The organism is Streptococcus sanguinis, assembly GCF_003943655.1.
GTDB classification, from domain to species: Bacteria; Bacillota; Bacilli; order Lactobacillales; family Streptococcaceae; genus Streptococcus; species Streptococcus sanguinis_F.
The window spans coordinates 1-22,177 of the sequence record NZ_RJMM01000012.1; the positions used below are offsets into that span (position 1 = coordinate 1).

The window sequence follows — 22,177 nt, forward strand, 5'->3', positions numbered from 1 at the left end:
TCTGCAAGCACATCCGCTTCCACAAGCGCGTCAGTATCTGCAGTATCTGCAAGTACGTCAGCTTCAACGAGCGCATCTGTATCTGCAAGTACATCTGCCTCAACGAGTGCGTCGGTAAGTGCAAGTACATCNGCNTCNACGAGNGCGTCAGTATCTGCAAGTGAATCTGCGTCAACCAGTGCGTCAGTATCTGCAAGTACGTCAGCTTCAACGAGCGCGTCTACAAGTGCAAGTACGTCCGCGTCTACCAGCGCGTCAGTGAGCGCAAGTATCTCGGCTTCAACGAGTGCATCAGTAAGCGCAAGCACCTCAGCGTCGACGAGTGCATCAGTTTCTGCAAGCACATCAGCGTCTACCAGCGCATCTGTATCTGCAAGTGAATCTGCGTCAACCAGTGCGTCAGTAAGTGCAAGTACGTCAGCTTCAACGAGCGCGTCTACAAGTGCAAGCACGTCTGCGTCGACTAGCGCTTCAGTAAGTGCAAGTACGTCCGCATCGACCAGCGCGTCTGTGTCTGCAAGTACGTCAGCGTCGACGAGTGCATCAGTAAGTGCAAGCACATCCGCTTCCACAAGCGCGTCAGTATCTGCAAGTACGTCCGCATCGACGAGCGCATCTGTATCTGCAAGTACATCTGCCTCAACGAGTGCGTCGGTAAGTGCAAGTACATCTGCCTCAACGAGTGCATCAGTAAGCGCAAGCACCTCAGCGTCGACGAGTGCATCAGTTTCTGCAAGCACATCAGCGTCTACCAGCGCATCTGTATCTGCAAGTGAATCTGCGTCAACCAGTGCGTCAGTAAGTGCAAGTACGTCAGCTTCAACGAGCGCGTCTACAAGTGCAAGCACGTCTGCGTCGACTAGCGCGTCAGTAAGTGCAAGTACGTCCGCATCGACCAGCGCGTCTGTGTCTGCAAGTACGTCAGCGTCGACGAGTGCATCTGTATCTGCAAGCACATCCGCTTCCACAAGCGCGTCAGTATCTGCAAGTACGTCNGCATCAACGAGCGCATCTGTATCTGCAAGTACATCTGCCTCAACGAGTGCGTCGGTAAGTGCAAGTACATCTGCCTCAACGAGTGCGTCAGTATCTGCAAGTGAATCTGCGTCAACCAGTGCGTCAGTATCTGCAAGTACGTCCGCCTCAACGAGTGCGTCAGTATCTGCAAGTGAATCTGCGTCAACCAGTGCGTCAGTATCTGCAAGTACGTCCGCCTCAACGAGCGCGTCTACAAGTGCAAGCACGTCTGCGTCTACCAGCGCATCTGTATCTGCAAGCACATCAGCGTCTACCAGCGCATCTGTATCTGCAAGTGAATCTGCGTCAACCAGTGCGTCAGTATCTGCAAGTGAATCTGCGTCAACCAGTGCGTCAGTATCTGCAAGTGAATCTGCGTCAACCAGTGCGTCAGTATCTGCAAGTACGTCCGCATCAACGAGTGCGTCTGTAAGTGCAAGTACGTCAGCGTCCACAAGCGCGTCTGTGTCTGCAAGTACATCTGCCTCAACGAGTGCATCAGTTTCTGCAAGCACATCAGCGTCTACCAGCGCATCTGTATCTGCAAGTGAATCTGCGTCAACCAGTGCGTCAGTATCTGCAAGTACGTCCGCATCAACGAGCGCGTCTACAAGTGCAAGCACGTCTGCGTCGACTAGCGCGTCAGTAAGTGCAAGTACGTCCGCATCGACGAGTGCGTCAGTATCTGCAAGTGAATCTGCGTCAACCAGTGCGTCAGTATCTGCAAGTACGTCCGCCTCAACGAGCGCGTCTACAAGTGCAAGCACGTCTGCGTCTACCAGCGCATCTGTATCTGCAAGCACATCCGCTTCCACAAGTGCGTCCGTATCAGCAAGTACGTCAGCGTCGACGAGTGCATCCGTAAGTGCAAGTACGTCCGCATCGACGAGTGCCTCTGTATCCGCAAGTATGTCTGCATCGACGAGTGCATCCGTAAGTGCAAGTATGTCCGCCTCAACGAGTGCATCCGTAAGTGCAAGTACTTCAGCGTCCACAAGCGCGTCTGTGTCTGCAAGTACGTCAGCGTCGACGAGTGCATCAGTAAGTGCAAGTACGTCAGCTTCAACGAGTGCATCAGTATCTGCAAGTACGTCAGCGTCCACAAGCGCATCAGTGTCTGCAAGTACGTCAGCTTCAACGAGCGCGTCTACAAGTGCAAGCACGTCTTCGTCGACTAGCGCGTCAGTATCTGCAAGTACGTCCGCATCGACTAGCGCATCTGTATCTGCAAGTACATCTGCCTCAACGAGTGCGTCTGTAAGTGCAAGTACATCTGCCTCAACGAGTGCATCAGTAAGTGCAAGTACGTCTGCCTCAACGAGTGCGTCTGTAAGTGCAAGTACNTCAGCGTCCACAAGCGCGTCTGTATCTGCCAGCACGTTGGCATCAACAAGTGCGTCTGTATCTGCAAGCATGTCTGCGTCAACCAGCGCGTCAGTGAGTGCCAGCACGTCAGCGTCCACGAGCGCGTCTGTAAGTGCAAGTACGTCAGCATCAACTAGCGCATCCGTATCCGCAAGTACGTCCGCGTCTACCAGCGCTTCTGTATCCGCAAGTACATCCGCGTCCACGAGCGCGTCTGTATCTGCCAGCACGTCGGCATCAACAAGTGCGTCTGTATCTGCCAGCATGTCTGCGTCAACCAGCGCGTCCGTAAGTGCAAGTACGTCAGCATCAACTAGCGCATCCGTATCTGCAAGTACATCCGCTTCAACGAGTGCTTCAGTAAGCGCAAGTACTTCCGCCTCCACGAGTGCGTCCGTTTCAGCAAGCACATCAGAGTCGACCAGTGCATCTGTATCTGCCAGCACGTCCGCGTCTACTAGCGCGTCTGTATCAGCAAGCACGTCCGCCTCCACGAGTGCATCTGTAAGTGCCAGCACGTCTGCATTGACGAGCGCATCAGTCAGCGCCAGCACGTCCGCGTCCACGAGCGCGTCCGTAAGTGCAAGTACGTCTGCATCGACGAGTGCGTCAGTGAGTGCAAGTGAATCAGCGTCTACAAGTGCATCAGTATCCGCAAGCACATCAGAGTCGACCAGTGCATCTGTATCTGCCAGCACGTCCGCGTCTACTAGCGCGTCTGTATCAGCAAGCACGTCCGCCTCCACGAGTGCATCTGTAAGTGCCAGCACGTCTGCATCGACGAGCGCATCAGTCAGCGCCAGCACGTCCGCGTCCACGAGCGCGTCCGTAAGTGCAAGTACGTCTGCATCGACGAGTGCGTCAGTGAGTGCAAGTGAATCAGCGTCTACAAGTGCATCAGTATCCGCAAGTACATCTGCATCAACGAGTGCGTCTGTAAGTGCGAGCGAATCCGCCTCCACGAGCGCGTCCGTAAGTGCAAGTACGTCCGCCTCAACGAGTGCGTCAGTGAGTGCAAGTGAATCAGCGTCTACAAGTGCATCAGTATCCGCAAGTACGTCTGCATCCACGAGTGCATCTGTAAGTGCGAGCACGTCAGCTTCAACTAGCTCATCTGCGAAAGCGAGTGAATCAGCATCCACGAGCGCATCAGTATCCGCAAGTACATCTGCGTCGACGAGTGCGTCCGTAAGTGCAAGTGAATCTGCGTCGACAAGTGCCTCTGTATCCGCCAGCACGTCCGCCTCAACGAATGCGTCAGTAAGTGCTTCAGAATCCGCAAGTATTTCGGCTAGCCTGTCTGGTTCGGAAAGTGCTTCGATTAGCGATTCTCAGTCAATCAGTGAGTCTACCTCAGTGAGCACCAGCACCTCAGTCTTGCATAGTCAGCTGGATCTGGTTCATGAGAAGGAATTCTACTCACTCAGTCTTTCTACAAGTGAGTCACTGTCAGTAGCAGTCAGTCTCAGCGAGCTTGCCCGTGTCAGTCAGTCTGTATCGGAAAGCCTGTCGACGAGTCTGTCAGCTAGTCAGAGCACATCTGAAAGTCTGTCCGCTTCAGCAAGACAGTCTGAGCTGGATCTGATTTCCAGAGGTCGTCTGCCTCAGACAGGGGAAACGGAGAGCAAGGCTTCCATCCTGGCTCTGGGCTTAGGAGCATTGGGCTTGGCCTTCAAGAGACGTAAAAAGAAAAGCGACTCTGAGGAGTAGCAGTAAATAGAGCAGATCAGTTTATCTTTTAGTCTGTCGAAAGTTCACTCAATTAGTGAGCTGTGGAAGTGATGGACAGAGCAAGTCTTAAGGAAATAACTTGGTTATTTCTGGTACTTGCTTCCTAAAATCCTAGACTAGAAACTAGTAAAAAGAAACTGATAGGCAATAGAAACAGGAAGTTTTGACAACTTCCTGTTTTTTTGACAATTTAGTAGAAAAAAAGTGTTCTTTATTCTGCAGGAAAGTCCTTGAGAATATAGATTTTTTGGACAATATTTTATATAATATCAAGTATAGAAATGATGTTTATGAGTTTATGAAATGAAAGAGTAAGGGAAGAAATGAAAACGATTGTTTTGGTTGGGGATCAGGCCTATCAGGAGCAAGTTTCGACTACAATTAAGTCGATTTTATATTACAATAAAAATGTAAAAATCTATGTTTTCAATCAGGGATTGAGTGACGAATGGTTCCGTGATTTTAATGATCTGGCCGAGCAGCTGGACAGTGAATTAGTCAATGTTAGCTTGGACCAAGTGACTATCAGTCCAGAGTGGCTGACGCAGGACCATATCAGCTCAGCAGCCTATGCTCGCTATTTCATTCCGCAGTTTGTGGTAGAGGAGCGTGTCCTTTACCTGGACAGCGATTTGGTGGTCAATGGGGACTTGCAGCCTTTATGTGATATTTCTCTGGAAGGCAAGCTTGTGGCTGCGGTTGGAGATGCTGGAGGTTATGGCTTTAACTCTGGCGTTCTGCTAATTGATAATCGAGCATGGAAAGAAAAGCAGCTGCAGGAGACCTTTATCAAGGAAACGGATCGCATCATAGGTTTGGTCCAGTCTGGCCAGATGGAGGATTTCAACGGCGATCAGACGGTTTTAAATCATGTGTTGGCTCAGGATTGGCTGCCCTTGGATAAGATTTACAATCTGCAGGTAGGCCATGACTTAGTGGCCTTTTACAGCGGCTGGAATGGTCATTTTGAGCTGGATCAGGAACCTCTGATTATCCACTATACAACCTTCCGCAAGCCTTGGAACTCGGAAGTTAGCTATCGCTATCGTCAGCTTTGGTGGGACTTTCAGGCCTTGAGCTTGGCGGAGATTTCAGCCCATCATCGGGGAGAGTTTGAGATGCAAGACCGTTGGGAGAAGGCAGCTCTGAACTGCATGCTCCTGACAGATGTACAGGAGCTAGAGCAGATAGAGTTTTTAGCCCAGTCCCTGCCTAACGTTCATTTTTATATAGCCTGTTACACAGATATGGGAGATTATCTGCGTTCTTTGGATCGCTATGAAAATATCCATCTCTATCCACAGGTTATCCATGCAGTGCTGGATGAGCTCATTGATAAGTGCCAGGTCTATTTGGATATTCACCATGGGAACGAGCACTATGAACTGAGCCGTCGTTTCAAGGCACTTAGCAAGCCGGTTCTGGCTTTTGACAATACTAAGAAAAATGAAAAGGAAGAACTGGTCTATCCCCATGAGCACCCTCAGGAGATGGTGAGAAAGCTGCGCAGTCTGATGAAAAAAGAGAAGCCGCAAGCCTTTCGGGCTGTGGTGCTGGCGGCTAATGCTGCCTATAGTGAGCAGGTCTTAACCACCATTAAGTCCATCGTCTGCCACAATCGCTTTATCAAGTTTTATGTCATCAACAGTGACTTTCCGACAGAGTGGTTTGTCAGCATGCGGAAAAAGCTGGCCAAGCTGGACTGCCAGATTGTCAATGCTCGGGTGGATGGCAGTCATATTAGTCAATATAAGACAAATATCCATTATTCAGTTTTTTTGAGATATTTTACGGCTACTTTTGTAGAGGAAGATCAAGCTCTTTATTTGGACTGCGATATTGTAGTAACACGTGATTTATCAGAAATTTTTGCAGTTGATTTAGGTTCCTATCCGCTTGGAGCGGTAAGAGATCTGGGTGGAGAAGTATACTTTGGCGAGCAGATTTTTAATTCAGGTGTTTTACTAATTAATGTGAACTACTGGAGAGAAAACGATATTGCAGGCCAATTGATTGAGATGACTGATAACCTACATGATAAAGTTACTCAGGATGATCAAAGCATTCTCAATATGCTCTTTGAAAACCGCTGGATGGAGCTGCCTTTTGCTTATAACTGCATTACGCTGCACACGACCTTTTCGGACTATGAGCCAGAAAAAGGTCTCTATCCGCCTGTGATTCATTATCTGACCGAGCGCAAGCCTTGGAAAGAGTATACCCAGTCCATCTATCGTGAGGTTTGGTGGTTCTATCAGGGGCTGGATTGGTCGGATATGCAGGAGCCAGTCGGAGCCCTGACTCAAAAGATGGTGGAAGGGGAAGAGGGCTCAAGTCTGTCCTGCCTAGTCTACACCTACTCTTGTGACCTGATGCATATCAACTATCTGATTCAAGCCCTGCCTGCCTGTCATTTCTACATCGCGGCACCGGTAGTGGTGGCAGAGCCAATCACGCGTCTGCTCCAGTATCCTAATGTCAGCGTCAGTTCAGATATAGCGGGCATTCCGGCTCTCTTGGAGTCGCTGGAAACCAAGTCTCAGCTGTTGCTGGATATCAATGCTGGTGATGAGGTAGGGGACATTATTGCTCGCTTTAAGTCTGCTGGCAAGCCAGTCTTTGCCTTTGATAGTACAGCCCATGATCAGCAGGGGCAGGAAGTCTTTCCAGCTGATAACCCTGAAGTCATGGTGCAGGCTATTGAGAAGCTGGGCTTAGCCGAGCCTGAGGAGCGGCAGATTTCTGTACTCTCTATCAACCAGTCGCTGGATTATCTCTTGGAGAAAGGTGCTTCAGTGGTTCGTTTTGGAGATGGGGAGATGGATTTGGTTGCGGGCCGTAGTATCGTCTATCAGGACTTTGATCCAGAACTGTCAGCGCGCTTGAGAGAGATTATGTCTATGGAAAGCGATGAGCGTTTGATGATTTGTCTGCCCGATGTCTTTACAGGGTTAGAGCGCTATTCCATTGATGCCCAAAATTTTTGGAGTCTAAATCATTTGCCACATTTTCTTGAGAAATATAAAAATATTTGCCGAGCACCTTGGTATGGATCGACCTTTATTTCCCGTCCTTATATTGACTTGGAAGATAAGACGCCGTCTGCGGGCTATTTTGCAAAGCTTAAGCAGCTTTGGCAGGACAAAGACCTCTTGATCGTAGAGGGCTTGACTTCTCGCTCTGGTGTGGGCAATGACCTCTTTGACGGGGCTAAATCCATCAAGCGGATTATCTGTCCTTCGCGCAATGCCTACAGCAAACTGGAGGCGATTAAGCAAGCAGTTCGAGAGCATGCGGATAATCGTCTGATTTTGACCATGCTGGGTCCGACGGCTAAGGTCTTGGTCTATGAACTGGTTCAAGAAGGCTATAGAGCGTTGGATATTGGGCATATTGACTCAGAGTATGAATGGTTCCAGATGGGAGCTAGCCACAAGGTCAAGCTGTCACACAAGCATACAGCTGAGCACAACTTTGATCAAGATATTGAGTTTAGAGACGACCAAGCTTATGACAGTCAGATTGTTGCCAATCTGGCTCAGGAATGAAGATTAGAAAAAGAATATGAAAGTTAATATTACCAATCTATACGGTATGTCTGGCCAGAGTACGGCCTTGATTGCCCAGAATGATGTGACCAAGCTAGCCAAGCAGCTGGGCTTCAATGAATTGAGTTTTTATTTTTACGATATATACAGTGACAGCCAGTCGGAACTCAGTCGTCGTCTGGACGGTATCATGGCCAGTGTGGGCTATGGCGATGTGGTTATCTATCAGTCGCCGACTTGGAACGGCCGGGAGTTTGACCAGGCCTTTATCAGCAAGCTGAAGATTTTGCAGGCCAAGCTGGTGACCTTTATCCATGATGTACCGCCGCTGATGTTCCCGTCAAACTACTATCTGATGCCAGAGTATATCGATATGTACAATCAGTCAGATGCGGTCATCGTGCCTTCTGAGCAGATGCGGGACAAGCTTCAGGCAGAGGGGCTGACTGTGGACAAGATTTTGATCCAACGCATGTGGGATCATCCCTATGATTTGCCCTTGCACCAGCCTCAGTTTGCGCCTAAGCTGTATTTCGCGGGAAGTGTGGAGCGTTTTCCGCATCTGAGCAACTGGTCTTATGCAACGCCGCTGGAGATTTTTTCGCCTGAGGAAGAATCAAATCCAGATGCCAATGTCAGCTATCGCGGCTGGGTCAGCCGGCCAGAGTTGCTTTTGGAGCTGTCCAAGGGCGGTCTAGGTCTGGTCTGGGGTGTTGAGGAAAATCCAGCAGACGAGCCGGAATACTACGGCCTCAATATCTCTCATAAGTCTGCCACCTATCTGGCAGCTGGGATTCCGGTCATCGTCCCTTCTTACCTGTCCAATGCAGAGCTGATTCGCGAGCGCGGTCTGGGCTTTGTAGTAGACAGTCTGGAAGAGGCCAGTCGGATCGTTGAAAATCTGACTGCAGAGGAATATCAGGCTATGGTCGAGCGGGTTAGAAAGTTCTCTTTCCTGCTCAAGGAAGGTTATTTTAGCAAGAAAGTCTTAGTAGATGCGGTGATGGAAGTCTTATCTTAGAGCCTTTCCAGCCATCGTCATGAGGAGTCAGTGTGAAGTCATTTTTTAAACCGGTCATTATCAAGAAGTTTCTGTGGACCTTATTTTTCTTATTTATCTATGTCTTGGGAACCAAGCTGACCCTGCCTTTCATCGATATGAGTAAGGCAGCTGCCATGGACGGGACCTCTACTACCTTGAACTATGCGACAGCTCTGATGGGTGGGAATCTGCGCAGTATGTCGCTCTTTTCTGTCGGTCTGTCTCCTTGGATGTCCTCTATGCTGATCTGGCAGATGTTTGCTGTGTCTAAGCGCCTAGGCTTGAGTAAGCTCCCTCTGGAAGTACAGGAAAGGCGGCGGATGCTGCTGACTTTGGTCATTGCTTTGATTCAGTCCGTGGCGCTGGTCTTAAACCTGCCTCTGCAAGAAGCAGGTGGGGTGGATATGACTACGATTATGGTCTTAGATACCTTGGTCTTGATGGCTGGGACCTACTTTCTCATTTGGTTGACGGATTTGAATGCTGCCATGGGACTTGGCGGCTCCATCATGATTGTCATGGCCAGCATGATTGCCTACATTCCACAGGATATTTGGAACTCCATCAAGGAGCTGAAGATTTCTTCACTTTGGCTAGCCTTGATGCTGGTTTTCAGTCTAGTCTTTCTCTATCTGGCTGTTACAGTTGAGCGGTCCAAGTACCGAATTCCAGTCAATAAGATCAATATTCATAACCGTTTCAAGAAGTACTCTTATCTGGATATTCGTCTAAACCCTGCTGGTGGGATGCCGATTATGTACGCTATGACCTTGGTCAGCATTCCCCAGTATTTCCTTTTGATTATCCACTTTCTCCAGCCGAACAATCAGCTGATTGATCAGTGGATAGAAGCGCTGTCTATGGGAAGTCCAGCTTGGTTTATCCTTTATCTGCTGACCATTTTCATCCTGGCGCTGGCCTTCGCCTTTATCAATATAAGTGGCGACCAGATTGCTGAACGGATGCAAAAGAGTGGAGAGTATATTGAAAATGTTTATCCGGGAGGAGCAACCCGCCGGTATATCAATGGTTTGGTGACCTATTTTGCACTAGTGGGGGCTTTCTATCTTATCCTGATTTCTGGTCTGCCTATGATGGTGGTCCTTCTGGACATTCGCTATCTGAGGCTCAGTATGATTCCGGGGATTTTTATGATTTTTATCGGAATGGTCTTTTCTATTAAGGACGAGGTGGATGCCTTGACGCTTAATGACCGTTATCGTTCATTGTTGTAGGAGAAACTATGTATTACTTTATTCCTTCATGGAGTGGCAGTGGGGATCGGATTTGGCACCGGGATATTATCCCTTGGTACCGCTCTATGCAGCGACTGGAGTTTGATGACTCGATTCATCAGATTCGGATTTTTCAAAGTGAAAATTTGCCAGTCCAGCTGCTTTTGCCAGCCTATATGCCGCATGCCCGCTACCTATTGCATCGGCAGGATATTTTTGAGACGGACTATTACTCGGTCTTTGACGAGATTCAGGGGATTGACTCTAAGGACATGCAGGTCCTGCAAATCAAGGATCTGGACTGGGAACCAGACTGTGAATTTATCTATACGCCCTTTCTAATCATGGTTCGCAGGCAGGGACAGCTCTATGCCCATGTCGAGTTTGGAGTAGAAGGCTTTATCAGCTTCATCAAGTTTTTCACGAATGACCAGCTGGACAAGTTTTATATCTTTGATGATCGGGGCTTTGTCTCCAGTATCACCTATTATGAAGAGGGGCAGCCCCTTTATCAGGACTACCTGCAGCCGGATGGTGACTGGCGGATTCGCGAGCATCTGAAGCCTGACGATAGTCGAGTAGAGGTCAATCCGGCTTACTTACTGGACTTTGATAAGCTGGAGTATGACCGCATGCCGGATTTGATCTTGGAGAAGCTGGGCCACTATATGGAGCGCAATGCAGGAGCAGACAGCCGCTTCGTCCTGGCAGCGCATCCTTTATACAACCAAGCTATTTTGCGTTTATTGCCCAAGAATGTTCAAATCATTCTCAGCTTTTTCCACGAGCGCAATCATACAGTGGATTGGCCAGCTTTAGAAGAAGATTTGCAGCAGGCAGATTTAGTCTTGACTGACCGCATGGACTTCAAGAAGGCTATTCAGCGTTACCTGCCTAGGCAGGCTCAGAAGGTGCATTACCTGTCGCCTTTTGATACCCGTCTGCAGCTGGGCAAGAGCCAACGCCGCCGCGAATCCAAGATTTTTTATCAGATTAATCTGGAAGAAGGGATTAATGACTATGCCATCTTCAAGGTTCTCCACTATGTGGCCAAGCATCCGGATACGGAGCTGACTGTCGGTGTTTACAATGCTTGGCAGGAAGGAATCCAAAAGGTGGAGACCAAGGTGCAGGAGGTTATTGATGAGTATCTGAATCGCTATGAATTTATCAAGAACTACCGCCGCAGTGAGCAGGCTGAGAATGCCCTGCTGGAAAATCAGGAACAGGACCTCCGCTTCACCATTAAGAATATCACGGACGAGCTTAGCTTGATTCAGGAGCTGGATGATACGCGGTTAATCATTGACCTGAGTGAGCAGCCCAATCTCTATACGCAGATTGCTGGGATTTCTGCCGGGATTCCGCAGATCAATCTGGTGGGCTCGGACTATGTGACCCATCTGCAAAATGGCTATATCTTGGACTCTATCTCTGATCTACCGACTGCTGCAAACTATTACTTGGAAGGTTTGAAAAATTGGAACCAGGCCTTGATTTATTCCATTGAAAAAATCCATCATAATACTGGTCTAGAGCTGATTGGCCGGTGGGAGCAGTGGCTCAAGGAGGCTGAGAATGCAAAATAAGCTGAAAATCTTACAGATTGGTTCAAGCGACTGGAGCAAAGAGCTTGCTATTCCGGACAATATGGCCTGGTATTATTTCTTTCCCAACTCCAATCTAGCTATCAAAAAGGTCATGGAGATGGATAAGATTGGCAAGTTTGATGCGATTCTGGTGGACGATTTGCGTCGGATTCCAGATTTGTTTATGATTGAGGCCAAGATTATCCCTTATACGGTTTTCTATGATCAGGAACAGGAAACCCAGGAAGCGGATATTGAGTACTTTCTCAAGCGTCACTGCGCTCAGCCAACGGATATGAGCGATCGAGCTGACCTGCTCCGCAAGCTGTCCAAGGCTCTCTTTTCCGGTCAGTATGGCGATAAGATGACCCCGCTCGATATGGTGGTCAGTCCCGGCTTTCGCGGGAAGATTTGCTACAATGGCTATGAAAATCTAGAGCTGGAAGGTGACTTTGGTCAGGACTTTCAGCCAATCCTGTCTTGGAAATATAATATTATTGCCAACAAGTTCAATCCAGTTGAACTCTGGCTTGANTATGAAAAGTCAGGCAGCTGTGAGCTGCGGCTGCGCCTCTATAACATCCAGGAAGGATCGACTGCGGACATTGCTCGCGAGACTGTTTTCGCAGAAGAGGATATGCGGGAATCCATGGTTCTGGACAATGACTTTACTTCCTATCTGGGCGTCAGTCTGGAGGCTAGAGGCAAGGGACAGATTCAGGTTGGTGCTCTGCATCAGCGTCTGACCCGCTTTGAGTTTGGTAAGTATGTTCTGGGTGGGAAGATTTTTCGCGATAGCCATCGACAAGAGCTTAATTACTTCTTTTATCCAGGAGATTTGAAGCCACCTTTGGCTGTTTATTTCTCTGGTTACCGTCGGGCGGAAGGCTTCGAGGGCTTCGGAATGATGCGGAGTCTGGGCTGTCCTTTTCTCTTGTTTTCAGATCCGCGCGTGGATGGCGGTATGTTCTATCTGGGCAGTCAGGAGCTGGAGAGCAGTATTCATAAGATTATCCAAGAGCATTTGGACTTTCTGGGCTTTACCGAGCGGGACCTAATCCTGTCGGGGATGTCAATGGGGACCTACGGTGCTGTTTATTACGGATCGGAGTTTCGTCCGCGGGCTATCGTTTTGTCCAAGCCCTTGGGAAATCTAGGCACTATTGCCCAACGTGGCCGTTTACGCCTGCCCGAGGTCTTTCCGACGGCTCTAGATGTCCTTCACCGTCACACGGGTGGCAAAGATAAGGAGCATGTAGAGGAGCTGAATCAACGCTACTGGCGTAAGTTTGAGAAGGCTGATTTCAGTCGGACGACCTTTGGTATCGCCTATATGAAGGAAGAAGACTATGATCCGACGGCCTATGAGGACCTGGTAGCGGCTCTTCATCTGACTGAGGCTAAGCTGATTAGCAGAGGTGTCCCAGGACGGCATAATGACGACTTAGCTGTGTCTGTGTCTTGGTTTATGAATTATTATCGAATGATATTGGAAAAGGAATTTGGGAGAAAGAAATGAACATTCAAAAAAGAAAGGGCATTTACTGGGGAGAGCTGAGAGGGGTTTCGGCAGCTGGTAAAATGACTGACTTTACCTATCTCTATGGAACTACCCTTATTATTCATTCCCCTTCACATATATTTTTTGAAAATAAACTGATGGCCTCCGGACAGACCATCCATGAATGGTCTTCCAAATGGAACTATCAGCGAGACCGGCAGGTGCCTGCTCTCCCCTTGCTCAAAAAGGGAGCTCGCTATTGCCTGTCTAGAGATATGACCACCTATCCTGAATCCAGCGTCTTTCTGAAAATCATCTTCTTTGACCGCTATGAGAAAGAAATCAGCAATCAAGTGGAGCGCTCGGAGAGTATGATCTTCACCTATCCCAACGAAGCCTATAGTTATAAGGTTCAGCTGCTGAGTGCAGGAGTTGAGTCCTTAGAGTTTCATTGCCTAAACATTGACCAAATCATAGAGGAGTCTGATGATTAAAAATCATTTTCAAATTCAGCGCTTAAAGAAAATCTTAGCCAAAGTCAAGAGCTTTGAGTCAGAAATGGCTGGTCTGACAGACGCTGAGCTGCGGAAGAAAACTCAGGAATTTAAGGAGAGACTGGCCGCAGGTGAGACTTTAGACGACTTGCTGCCGGAGGCTTATGCTGTGGTGCGGGAAGCGGACAAGCGGGTGCTGGGCATGTTTCCCTACGATGTTCAGGTTATGGGGGCGATTGTTCTCCATGAAGGAAATGTCGCTGAGATGGCTACGGGAGAGGGCAAGACTCTGACGGCTACCATGCCGCTCTATCTCAATGCCCTGTCTGGTCAAGGAGCTATGCTGGTGACCACCAATACCTATCTGGCTCTGAGGGACGCTCAGGAAATGGGGCAGGTCTATCGTTTTCTGGGGTTGACTATTGAGGCAGCGGTGGTAGCTGATGAGACTGAAAATTTGACGCCCAAGCAGAAGCGTCTGATTTATCAGGCGGATATTGTCTATACGACCAATAGTGCCTTGGGCTTTGACTATTTGATTGAGAATCTCGCAGAGAATAAGGATAGCCAATATCTTAGTCCTTTCAACTATGTCATCATAGACGAGATTGACTCCATTCTCTTGGATAGCGCTCAGGTACCTTTGGTTATCTCTGGTGCTCCTCGGGTTCAGTCAAACTTCTATAGTATCATGGATACCTTCATTACGACTTTGAAAGAAGAAGAGGACTACCACTACGATGACGAGAAAAATGAAGTCTGGCTGACATCGAAAGGTATTCTGGCGGCAGAGTCTTTTCTTGACTTGGAGCATCTTTTTTCCAAGGAAAATCAAGAGTTGGTCCGCCACCTCAATCTAGCCTTGCGGGCCCACAAGCTCTACAAGAAGGATAAGGACTATGTTGTCCGCCAGGGTGACAAAGAAGCAGAAGTTGTACTTCTGGACCGCGCAACCGGCCGTCTGCTGGAAATGACCCGGCTTCAGGGAGGCCAGCACCAGGCCATTGAGGCCAAGGAGCATGTCAAGCTGACGGAGGAAACGCGGGCCATGGCTTCCATCACCTATCAGAATCTCTTCCGGCTCTTCCGGAAAATCTCTGGTATGACTGGAACCGGCAAGGTGGTGGAGAGCGAGTTTATGGAGACTTACTCCATGTCTGTCATCAAGATCCCGACCAACCAGCCAGTTATTCGACAGGATTTGCCAGACCAGCTTTATCAGACTCTGCCAGAAAAAGTCTTTGCTTCACTAGACGAGGTCAAGCACTACCATGCTCAAGGCAATCCACTCTTGATTTTCACCGGCTCAGTGGAGATGTCAGAGATTTACTCTTCCCTACTGCTGAGAGAAGGCATCGCCCACAATCTGCTCAATGCCAACAATGCGGCGCGTGAGGCGCAGATCATCGCAGAGTCTGGGCAGAAAGGTGCTGTGACGGTGGCTACATCCATGGCCGGCCGCGGTACGGATATAAAGTTGGGACCGGGTGTCGCTGATTTGGGTGGTCTCGTGGTGATTGGTACTGAGCGGATGGAGAACCAGCGGATTGACCTACAGATTCGTGGCCGTTCAGGCCGCCAAGGTGATCCGGGGATTAGTAAGTTTTTCATCTCGCTAGAGGATGATCTGCTCAGGAAGTGGGGGCCAGATTGGCTCAAGAAGCTCTACAAGGACTATTCAACTGAAGAAGTTCAGCAGCATCCAGTCCAGCTGGGACAGCGTCGTTTCAGACACTTGGTGGCTAAGGCTCAGAGAGCTAGTGAAAGCAGCTCCAAGATGTCCCGTCGGATGACGCTGGAATATGCCCAGTGCATGAAGATTCAGCGGGAGATTACCTATGCTGAGCGCAATCGCCTGATTCAAGCTGAGGAGCGGATCGATGAAGAAATCAGCAGCGTCCTCCGTCAGGTTATTCATCAGGCGGCCTATGAGCAGTCCTATGCGACACGGGCTGACCTCTATCGCTTTATTTTAGACCATTTCAGCTACCATGCTGAGCGTATTCCTTATGATTTTGATATTTATTCGCCGGAGAAAATTGCAGAGCTCTTGCAGGATATTGCTGAGCAGGAATTGCAGGCAAAGAAAGCCTATCTCAAGTCTGACAAGCTATTCACCCATTTTCAGCGGGTGTCCGTTCTCAAGGCTATTGATGAGAACTGGGTCGAGCAGGTGGACTATCTGCAGCAACTCAAGACGGCCTTGAGCGGTCAGCATTTCTCTATGAAAAATCCTCTGGTAGAATATTATCAAGAGGCTTACGATGGCTTTGAATATATGAAGGAGCGCATGAAACAGCAGATTGTCAAGAATCTTTTGATGAGTGAATTGGCACTCAACCCTAAAGGAGAAGTCATCATGTACTTCCCGTAAGACGAGGAGAATATGACAGTATATAACATCAACTTAGGCATTGGCTGGGCCAGCAGCGGTGTAGAATACGCCCAAGCTTATCGGGCCCAGCTTCTGCGCAGGATCCAGCAGCCGGCTAAGTTTATCTTTATGGATATGATTTTAGCGGATAATATTCAGCATTTGACGGAAAATATTGGTTTTCTGGATGAGGAAGTTATCTGGCTTTATAATTACTTTACTGATGTCAAGATTGCACCAACGACGGTGACGCTGGATCAGGTGCTGGCTCAAGTCGCAGGTCAGCCGGAGCGCTCGGAGAGAGAGGGCAAGATTGTCCGCTATTTCTATCCGCAGGATGATCAGTTTATCACTTGCTATCTGCGGCAGGAAGACCAGGACTTTGTCGAGCATGTGGAGTATGTCTCGCGGGGGAGATTGATTCGCAAGGATTATTTCTCCTATGTCCGCTATGCCAGTGAGTACTTCGCACCCCACAATGACGCCGCAACCCTCTACCAGCGCCGTTTTTACCACGAAGACGGCAGTGTGGCCTATGACATGCTGATAGAGGATGGTCAGGAAGAGCTCTATCGCTTTCCGGATCGGATTTTCTATTCCAAGGCTGAGCTGGTTCGTTATTTTCTTCAGAGCTTGGAGTTGAAATCTGATGATGTGGTCATCTTGGATAGGGAGACTGGGATTGGTCAGGTTGTCTTTGAGGAGAGTCAGAAGGCTAAGCTGGGAGTGGTGGTCCATGCAGAGCATTTTAGTGAAAATGCCAGCAGTGACGACTACATTCTCTGGAATAATTTCTATGACTACCAGTTTACCAATGCTGATAAGGTGGACTTTTTCATCGTGGCAACAGAGGCTCAGAAAGCGATTCTAGAGCAGCAGTTTCAGCATTACTCGGACAAGCAGCCCAAGATTGTCACCATACCGGTGGGGAGTCTCGACCAGTTGACTTATCCCAAAGAGCCTCGCAAGCCTTTCTCTATGATTACGGCTTCGCGTCTCGCTACGGAAAAGCATATCGATTGGCTAGTGGCAGCGACTGTCCAAGCCCATGCCCAGCTGCCTGAGCTGACTCTTGACATTTACGGTAAGGGGGGCGAAGAGGAGAAGCTGCGCCGCAGGATTGAGGAAGCAGGAGCTCAGGACTACATTCGGCTCAAGGGGCATGCAGATTTGAGCCAGATTTATGTAGGTTATGAGCTTTATCTGACGGCTTCAACCAGTGAAGGCTTTGGTCTAACGCTCATGGAAGCAGTTGGATCGGGTCTGCCTCTCATCGGCTTTGATGTCCGCTATGGCAATCAGACTTTTATCGATGATGGTAAAAATGGTTATCTGATACCGGTCAGTTCCAATCAGGTCGAGGATCAGATTATTGCTGCTTTTGTGGAGAAGATAGTAGCTCTTTTTAGCCAAGGACGCCAGCAGGAGATGAGCCAACACTCTTATCAAGTGGCCGAGAATTATTTGACCAGCCGAGTTGAAGCGGCTTGGTCCCAGCTTTTAAAGGAGGTCAGAGATGATTCAGCTCTTTGATTATTACAATCAGGAAACCCAGGATCTGCATGATTCCCTCCTTGCAGCTGGCTATGACTGTCCGACCATTGTCATTGAGGCCAATGGCTTTCTGCCGGATGACATGATCTCCCCCTATACTTACTTTCTGGGGGATGAAGAGGGAGTAGACCATCCGCTCTTTTTCAATCAAGTACCAGTGCCACCTTTCTGGGAAATCACAGGTGACCATCAGTCGGCGCGTGTCAGTGACATGGGAGAAGAAAGGGCACGGATTCACTATGCCAGTCAAGCCAAGGGCCGGCTGGTCAAGCAGGTAGACTGGCTGGATAAAAAAGGCCAGCTACGACTGAGTGAGCGCTATAATAAGCAAGGCCGCTGCTTTGCTAAAACAGCCTATAAATCAGGACAGGAAGCTTTCAACACAACCTATTACAGCACTGATGGTCAGGAGCGTATCGTGGAAAATCATGCCACTGGTGACATCATCCTGACTTTAGACCAAGAGCCCTTGCGGATTTTTAAAAGCCGAGTGGATTTTATCCGTTTCTTTTTAGAGCGGCTAGACTTTGACTTGGATCACATTCTCTTTAATTCGCTGGCTTATTCTTTCCTAGTTTCCCACAACTTGACCGGCCGGTCTGGCCAGGATATTCTCTTTTGGCAGGAGCCTCTGTATGATGAGCTTCCGGGCAATATGCAGCTGATTCTAGAAAATAGTCAGCTGCGGGCGCAGACCATTGTCATTCCAGATTTAGCAACTTATGAAAAGGCCAAGAGTCTAGCTGCAGCTGACCAGCAGCAGAAGTTCCTACATCTGGGCTATCATTATGACTTCAAGCGGGACAACTACCTACGAAAAGATGCCTTAATCCTGACCCATTCGGATCAGATTGAAGGCTTAGAAACCTTGGTTCAGTCCCTGCCGCAGCTAGTCTTTCGCATTGCTGCCCTTACGGAAATGTCGCCTAAGCTCTTGTCTATGCTGTCCTATAAGAATGTCGTCCTTTATCAAAATGCCAGTCTCAAGCAGATCGAGCAGCTCTACTTGGAATCAGACATTTATCTGGATATCAATCACGGCGGTCAGGTCCTGCAGGCAGTGCGCAAGGCTTTTGAGAACAATCTCTTGATTCTAGGCTTTGAGCAGACACTGCATGATAGGCACTACATTGCCCAACAGCATATTTTCGACAGCAGCCAGCCAGCTCAACTGGCATCAACTTTGGAAGAAGCCTTATCTGGTGTTGAGCAGATGCGGTCAGCCTTGCAAGCTCAAGGCCGACATGCCAATGATGTACCCGTCAGTCTTTATCAGGAGACTCTCCAAAGCTTGTTAGGAGGTCAGCATGGCTAAAAAAGATTTATTTCATAAGGATATTGAGGGACGGTTAGATGAGCTTAAGCATGGCAAGCCCAAGAAGGAGAAGGCCAGCCTGGGTGAAAACCTCAACAAGGTTTTTGTCATTGCCTTGGGCTTGATGATCTTGATTGGCTTGATTTTTACATTGATTGGAGCCTTGAGGAAATAAAATGCAAACAATATTGATTACACTTACCATTGTAGCAGCCCTTGTCTTGATTTTGCTGGTTAGTCTGCTTCCCAGAGAAAACCAGCAATTTTATAGAGAAACTAATACATCGATTGGCAAGTCAGGCTACTGGGAAACCCACCTCGCAAAGAAAATCCTAGTTCTTTTAGCAAGCCTTTCCCTGATTGTGCTCATGATTTTCTTTATAATTCAATCCATCTAGCATCTGTCTAGTAAACTACTCAGACGACTGCTAAATAAGAAAGACCCTCTATTATAGACAATGGAGGGAATTTTTATAAGCAAATTTTGGATGTAAAGGTTTTAATTTCTGAAAGCACCTTGATATTTTTCTGAAAAGGAGTAAACTGGATATACAAGTGATGGAGGTTTGGTATGAAATTATACGTTCAGTTGATGATTATTTTTATGATTTCCCTCGTTGGAGAAGGGATTTCAAGTGTTTTCCACCTGCCTGTTCCGGGCAGTATCATAGGTCTGGTTTTGCTGTTTTTGGCTCTGCAGTTCAAGCTCCTACGCCTGCGTCATATCAGCATGGTTGGCAATTTTCTTTTGGCAAATATGACCATCCTTTTTCTGCCTCCTGCGGTTGGTATCATGGATAAATTTCAGGTCATCGCGCCTTATCTGCTGCCGATTATTTTGATTGTTTTAGGAGCGATTGTGCTTAATGTCTGCGTGATTGCAGTTGTGGTGCAGCTGATTAAGACTCGTTTTGAAGGAGATTATGAGGAAGGAGACGCCAGCAATGTCTGATTTATGGAGCAACCCTCTCTTTGGCCTTGCCTTATCTATCTTGGCCTATCTTTGTGGTCTATTGATTTTTCGGAGATTTCCTCATCCTTTGACAACACCGTTGCTGATTGCAGCAGTTTTGGTTATTGCATTTTTAAAATTAACCGGTATTTCCTACAAGGATTACTATGTCGGCGGCTCCTATTTAAACAACCTAATTGTGCCATCTACGGTTGCTTTGGGGATTCCGCTTTACAAGACTTTTCATTTGATGAAGCACCATGCACGCAGTATTTTGATTGGGACCTTTGCGGCGGTTGTAGTCAATACCAGCTTCACTGCTTTACTGGCTAAGTTTTTNGGAATGGATTTCTTTCTGGCTGTTTCTCTTTTTCCGAAATCTGTCACAACGGCCATGGCTGTCGGTATCACAGACAAGCTGCAAGGGCTTGCCACAGTGACATTAGTGGTGGTGGTTGCGACGGGCATTCTGACCAGTGTATTAGGACCAACGCTTCTTAAGCTCTTAAAAATCACAGACCCGGTAGCTATTGGTCTAGCTTTAGGGGGAACAGGCCATGCGGTAGGAACGGGAACCGCCTTTAAATACGGCCAGGTCGCAGGAGCTATGGCAGGACTTGCGATTGGCGTGACCGGCCTCATGTACGTTCTGGTCAGCCCCATCGTGGCAGCGATTATTCTGAAGTAAAAATAAACAAGGTTGAAACGTTTTGTTTCAACCTTGTTTTGCTTATTGCAGATTTAGTTTGTTTTTTACGATGGCATAGATTGTAAAATAGAAACCGAAAATTTTGACGAGTTCAAAGACGATTCGGATAATAATGAAACCATCTAGCATCTGTTCAAATTCCGAAGAGGAGTAACTATAATCATATAAACTAAGTAGTCCATATGAATCAAAAGAACTAGGTAATAAGAGTGACAGGACTGCCAGAACAGTCCAAATCAAAAATCCGAAGAGCACAGCCATCATAATCCGATTCTTCTTGAAAAGCTGTCCGACTGAGATTGCTAGGTAAAAGAAGAGGATACCAGAAAGGATTTGAAGGAGATTAAGGAAGCCGTATTTGACAATCCATAGCCACAAATCTGGTATTTCACCGATATATTTAAAAATCTCATTGAATGAAAAGCCTACAAGGGGAAGCGCAATGCCAAAGATGACTAAACCACTAATAAACATGGTCAGCATACACAAGAGGGTCCAAACAAATGCGGAAAGAAGCTTGGACAGAAGAATCTGATGCGGGGTGACCGGCAAGGTCCAAGTCAGGTAGCCTTCTCGCCCAAAGACATTTTTATAAAATCGACGGATAATAATGATGGTATTGGATAGAAAGACTGCGCAAGATGCAGAAAACAGCAAGAGAAATAGTAGATAGAAAGTGATAATAACACCACTAATAGACAATGGATGTTCACTATAGCGATTCATTGCCTCAGGTCTTAGGATGCTGCCAGCTATGATTCCCATAAAGACTGATAGAGTGAGAAGAATGGCAAAGGTGATACAATACCATTTGTAATTAGACTTAAAGTCGTATTTAAATAGTTTTCCAAACATATAATGAAGTCCTCCTAATAAAAGCGAAACTGGCTGCGGAAGAGATTATCAATGGATTGATTGTACTGTTGACGCAGCTGATTAGCATTTTCATGCAAAAAGATCTGACCTTGGTTAATCAGGATTACTTCGTCCAATATTGGCTCGATATCTGCGATCAAGTGGGTGGAAATGATGACAGAAGACTGAGGTGTGCGATTTTGAATGATGGTCTGCAGGATATAGTCGCGAGCAGCCGGATCGACACCACCGATAGGCTCGTCTAGGATATAGAGTTCCGCATGGCGGCTCATGACCAGAATGAGCTGCATTTTTTCTTTGTTTCCTTTTGAAAGGCTTCCGATGCGCGCTTGAGGATCAATATGAAGATCCTTTAGAAGCTGCATGGCTTTCGCGCTGTCAAAATTATCATAAAAATCTTGGAAATATTTTACAGCTTCAATCACTTTAGAGCTGTCGCTTAGATAAGTCGTATCTGGCAGATAGGAAACGATTCTTTTGGTCTCAGGTGAAGGTTCCACGCCTTTGAGATAAATATGGCCAGAGGTGGGCTGCAAGAGACCATTGATAAGCTTGATAATAGTTGTCTTGCCGCTGCCATTAGGACCTAGAAGTCCGATGATTCTGCCAGGCTGGATGTTTAAGCTTACATCATAGAGGGCGGGTGCGTCACCATAATTTTTATGGACATGGTCAAGATAGACCAGAGGATACTGATTCATACATGTCTCCTTTATTTTCTTCAATTTACAATTATTATACCTTTTCCTTAGGAAAATGGCAAAGAAAGCCGGAAAGGATGAATGGAATCTTTCTGTTCGGTCAAACTCCTATTTCCCTCATTCAGTGAATTGCGGTATAATAGTTATAAGAAGAAGCAAAGCATGTTCAAGGAG

15 protein-coding genes and 1 pseudogene are annotated in these 22,177 nt (G+C 47.7%); 14 read left to right on the plus strand and 2 right to left on the minus strand.

The annotated features are described in order from the left end of the window. Window positions 1-831: 831 nt before the first annotated feature. From D8886_RS06250 to D8886_RS06315, 14 genes and pseudogenes are all read left to right on the plus strand, one after another. Window positions 832-4,092: pseudogene (locus D8886_RS06250) on the plus strand (LPXTG cell wall anchor domain-containing protein); the annotation flags it as partial. A 344-nt stretch (window positions 4,093-4,436) separates the two neighbouring features. Continuing rightward, a complete protein-coding gene (locus D8886_RS06255) occupies window positions 4,437-7,661 on the plus strand; it encodes an SP_1767 family glycosyltransferase (RefSeq protein ID WP_125434643.1) in 3,225 nt (1,074 codons plus the stop codon). Between the two features lie 16 nt (window positions 7,662-7,677). Then, on the plus strand, window positions 7,678-8,682 hold the full coding sequence (locus tag D8886_RS06260; RefSeq protein ID WP_049543071.1) for a sugar transferase: 1,005 nt from the start codon (window positions 7,678-7,680) through the stop codon (window positions 8,680-8,682). Between the two features lie 32 nt (window positions 8,683-8,714). After that, window positions 8,715-9,938, plus strand: coding sequence for an accessory Sec system protein translocase subunit SecY2 (secY2, locus tag D8886_RS06265; RefSeq protein WP_125434645.1), 1,224 nt, complete (start codon window positions 8,715-8,717; stop codon window positions 9,936-9,938). Between the two features lie 8 nt (window positions 9,939-9,946). After that, window positions 9,947-11,527 carry an accessory Sec system protein Asp1 gene (gene asp1, locus D8886_RS06270; RefSeq protein ID WP_125434647.1) on the plus strand — a complete coding sequence of 527 codons (1,581 nt, stop codon included), beginning with the start codon at window positions 9,947-9,949 and terminating at the stop codon, window positions 11,525-11,527. Continuing rightward, a complete protein-coding gene (asp2, locus tag D8886_RS06275; protein WP_125434649.1) occupies window positions 11,517-13,046 on the plus strand; it encodes an accessory Sec system protein Asp2 in 1,530 nt (509 codons plus the stop codon). The genes asp1 and asp2 overlap by 11 nt, the downstream gene beginning before the upstream one ends. Beyond that, the gene (gene asp3 / locus D8886_RS06280) at window positions 13,043-13,522 is read left to right on the plus strand and encodes an accessory Sec system protein Asp3 (RefSeq protein ID WP_002895934.1); all 480 of its coding nucleotides are present in this window, start codon (window positions 13,043-13,045) and stop codon (window positions 13,520-13,522) included. The genes asp2 and asp3 overlap by 4 nt, the downstream gene beginning before the upstream one ends. Next, complete coding sequence (gene secA2, locus D8886_RS06285) at window positions 13,515-15,896, plus strand: accessory Sec system translocase SecA2 (protein ID WP_125434651.1); 2,382 nt, start codon at window positions 13,515-13,517, stop codon at window positions 15,894-15,896. Before asp3 ends, secA2 begins: the two co-directional genes overlap by 8 nt. Window positions 15,897-15,908: 12 nt before the next feature. After that, window positions 15,909-17,429: an accessory Sec system glycosyltransferase GtfA gene (gene gtfA / locus D8886_RS06290; RefSeq protein ID WP_125341670.1), complete on the plus strand. Its 1,521-nt coding sequence runs from the start codon at window positions 15,909-15,911 to the stop codon at window positions 17,427-17,429. Beyond that, window positions 17,413-18,765, plus strand: coding sequence for an accessory Sec system glycosylation chaperone GtfB (gene gtfB / locus D8886_RS06295; protein WP_125434653.1), 1,353 nt, complete (start codon window positions 17,413-17,415; stop codon window positions 18,763-18,765). Before gtfA ends, gtfB begins: the two co-directional genes overlap by 17 nt. Next, window positions 18,758-18,940, plus strand: coding sequence for an accessory Sec system protein Asp4 (gene asp4 / locus D8886_RS06300; RefSeq protein WP_002904193.1), 183 nt, complete (start codon window positions 18,758-18,760; stop codon window positions 18,938-18,940). The genes gtfB and asp4 overlap by 8 nt, the downstream gene beginning before the upstream one ends. A 1-nt stretch (window position 18,941) precedes the next feature. Beyond that, window positions 18,942-19,163, plus strand: a complete 222-nt coding sequence (gene asp5, locus D8886_RS06305) for an accessory Sec system protein Asp5 (RefSeq protein WP_125341668.1) — start codon at window positions 18,942-18,944, stop codon at window positions 19,161-19,163. 173 nt (window positions 19,164-19,336) lie between these two features. Beyond that, window positions 19,337-19,717 (plus strand): CidA/LrgA family protein, encoded by a 381-nt coding sequence (locus tag D8886_RS06310; protein WP_002900667.1) that lies wholly within the window; start codon window positions 19,337-19,339, stop codon window positions 19,715-19,717. Continuing rightward, window positions 19,710-20,405 (plus strand): LrgB family protein, encoded by a 696-nt coding sequence (locus tag D8886_RS06315; RefSeq protein ID WP_125434655.1) that lies wholly within the window; start codon window positions 19,710-19,712, stop codon window positions 20,403-20,405. Before D8886_RS06310 ends, D8886_RS06315 begins: the two co-directional genes overlap by 8 nt. 42 nt (window positions 20,406-20,447) lie before the next feature. Here the strand turns inward: D8886_RS06315 and D8886_RS06320 are convergent, their stop codons facing one another. Further along, the gene (locus D8886_RS06320; protein ID WP_002910114.1) at window positions 20,448-21,281 is read right to left on the minus strand and encodes a hypothetical protein; all 834 of its coding nucleotides are present in this window, start codon (window positions 21,279-21,281) and stop codon (window positions 20,448-20,450) included. Window positions 21,282-21,295: 14 nt separating this feature from the next. Next, entirely contained in the window at window positions 21,296-22,003 is a 708-nt protein-coding gene (locus D8886_RS06325; RefSeq protein ID WP_125434657.1) for an ABC transporter ATP-binding protein, read from the minus strand. Between the last annotated feature and the right edge of the window lie 174 nt (window positions 22,004-22,177).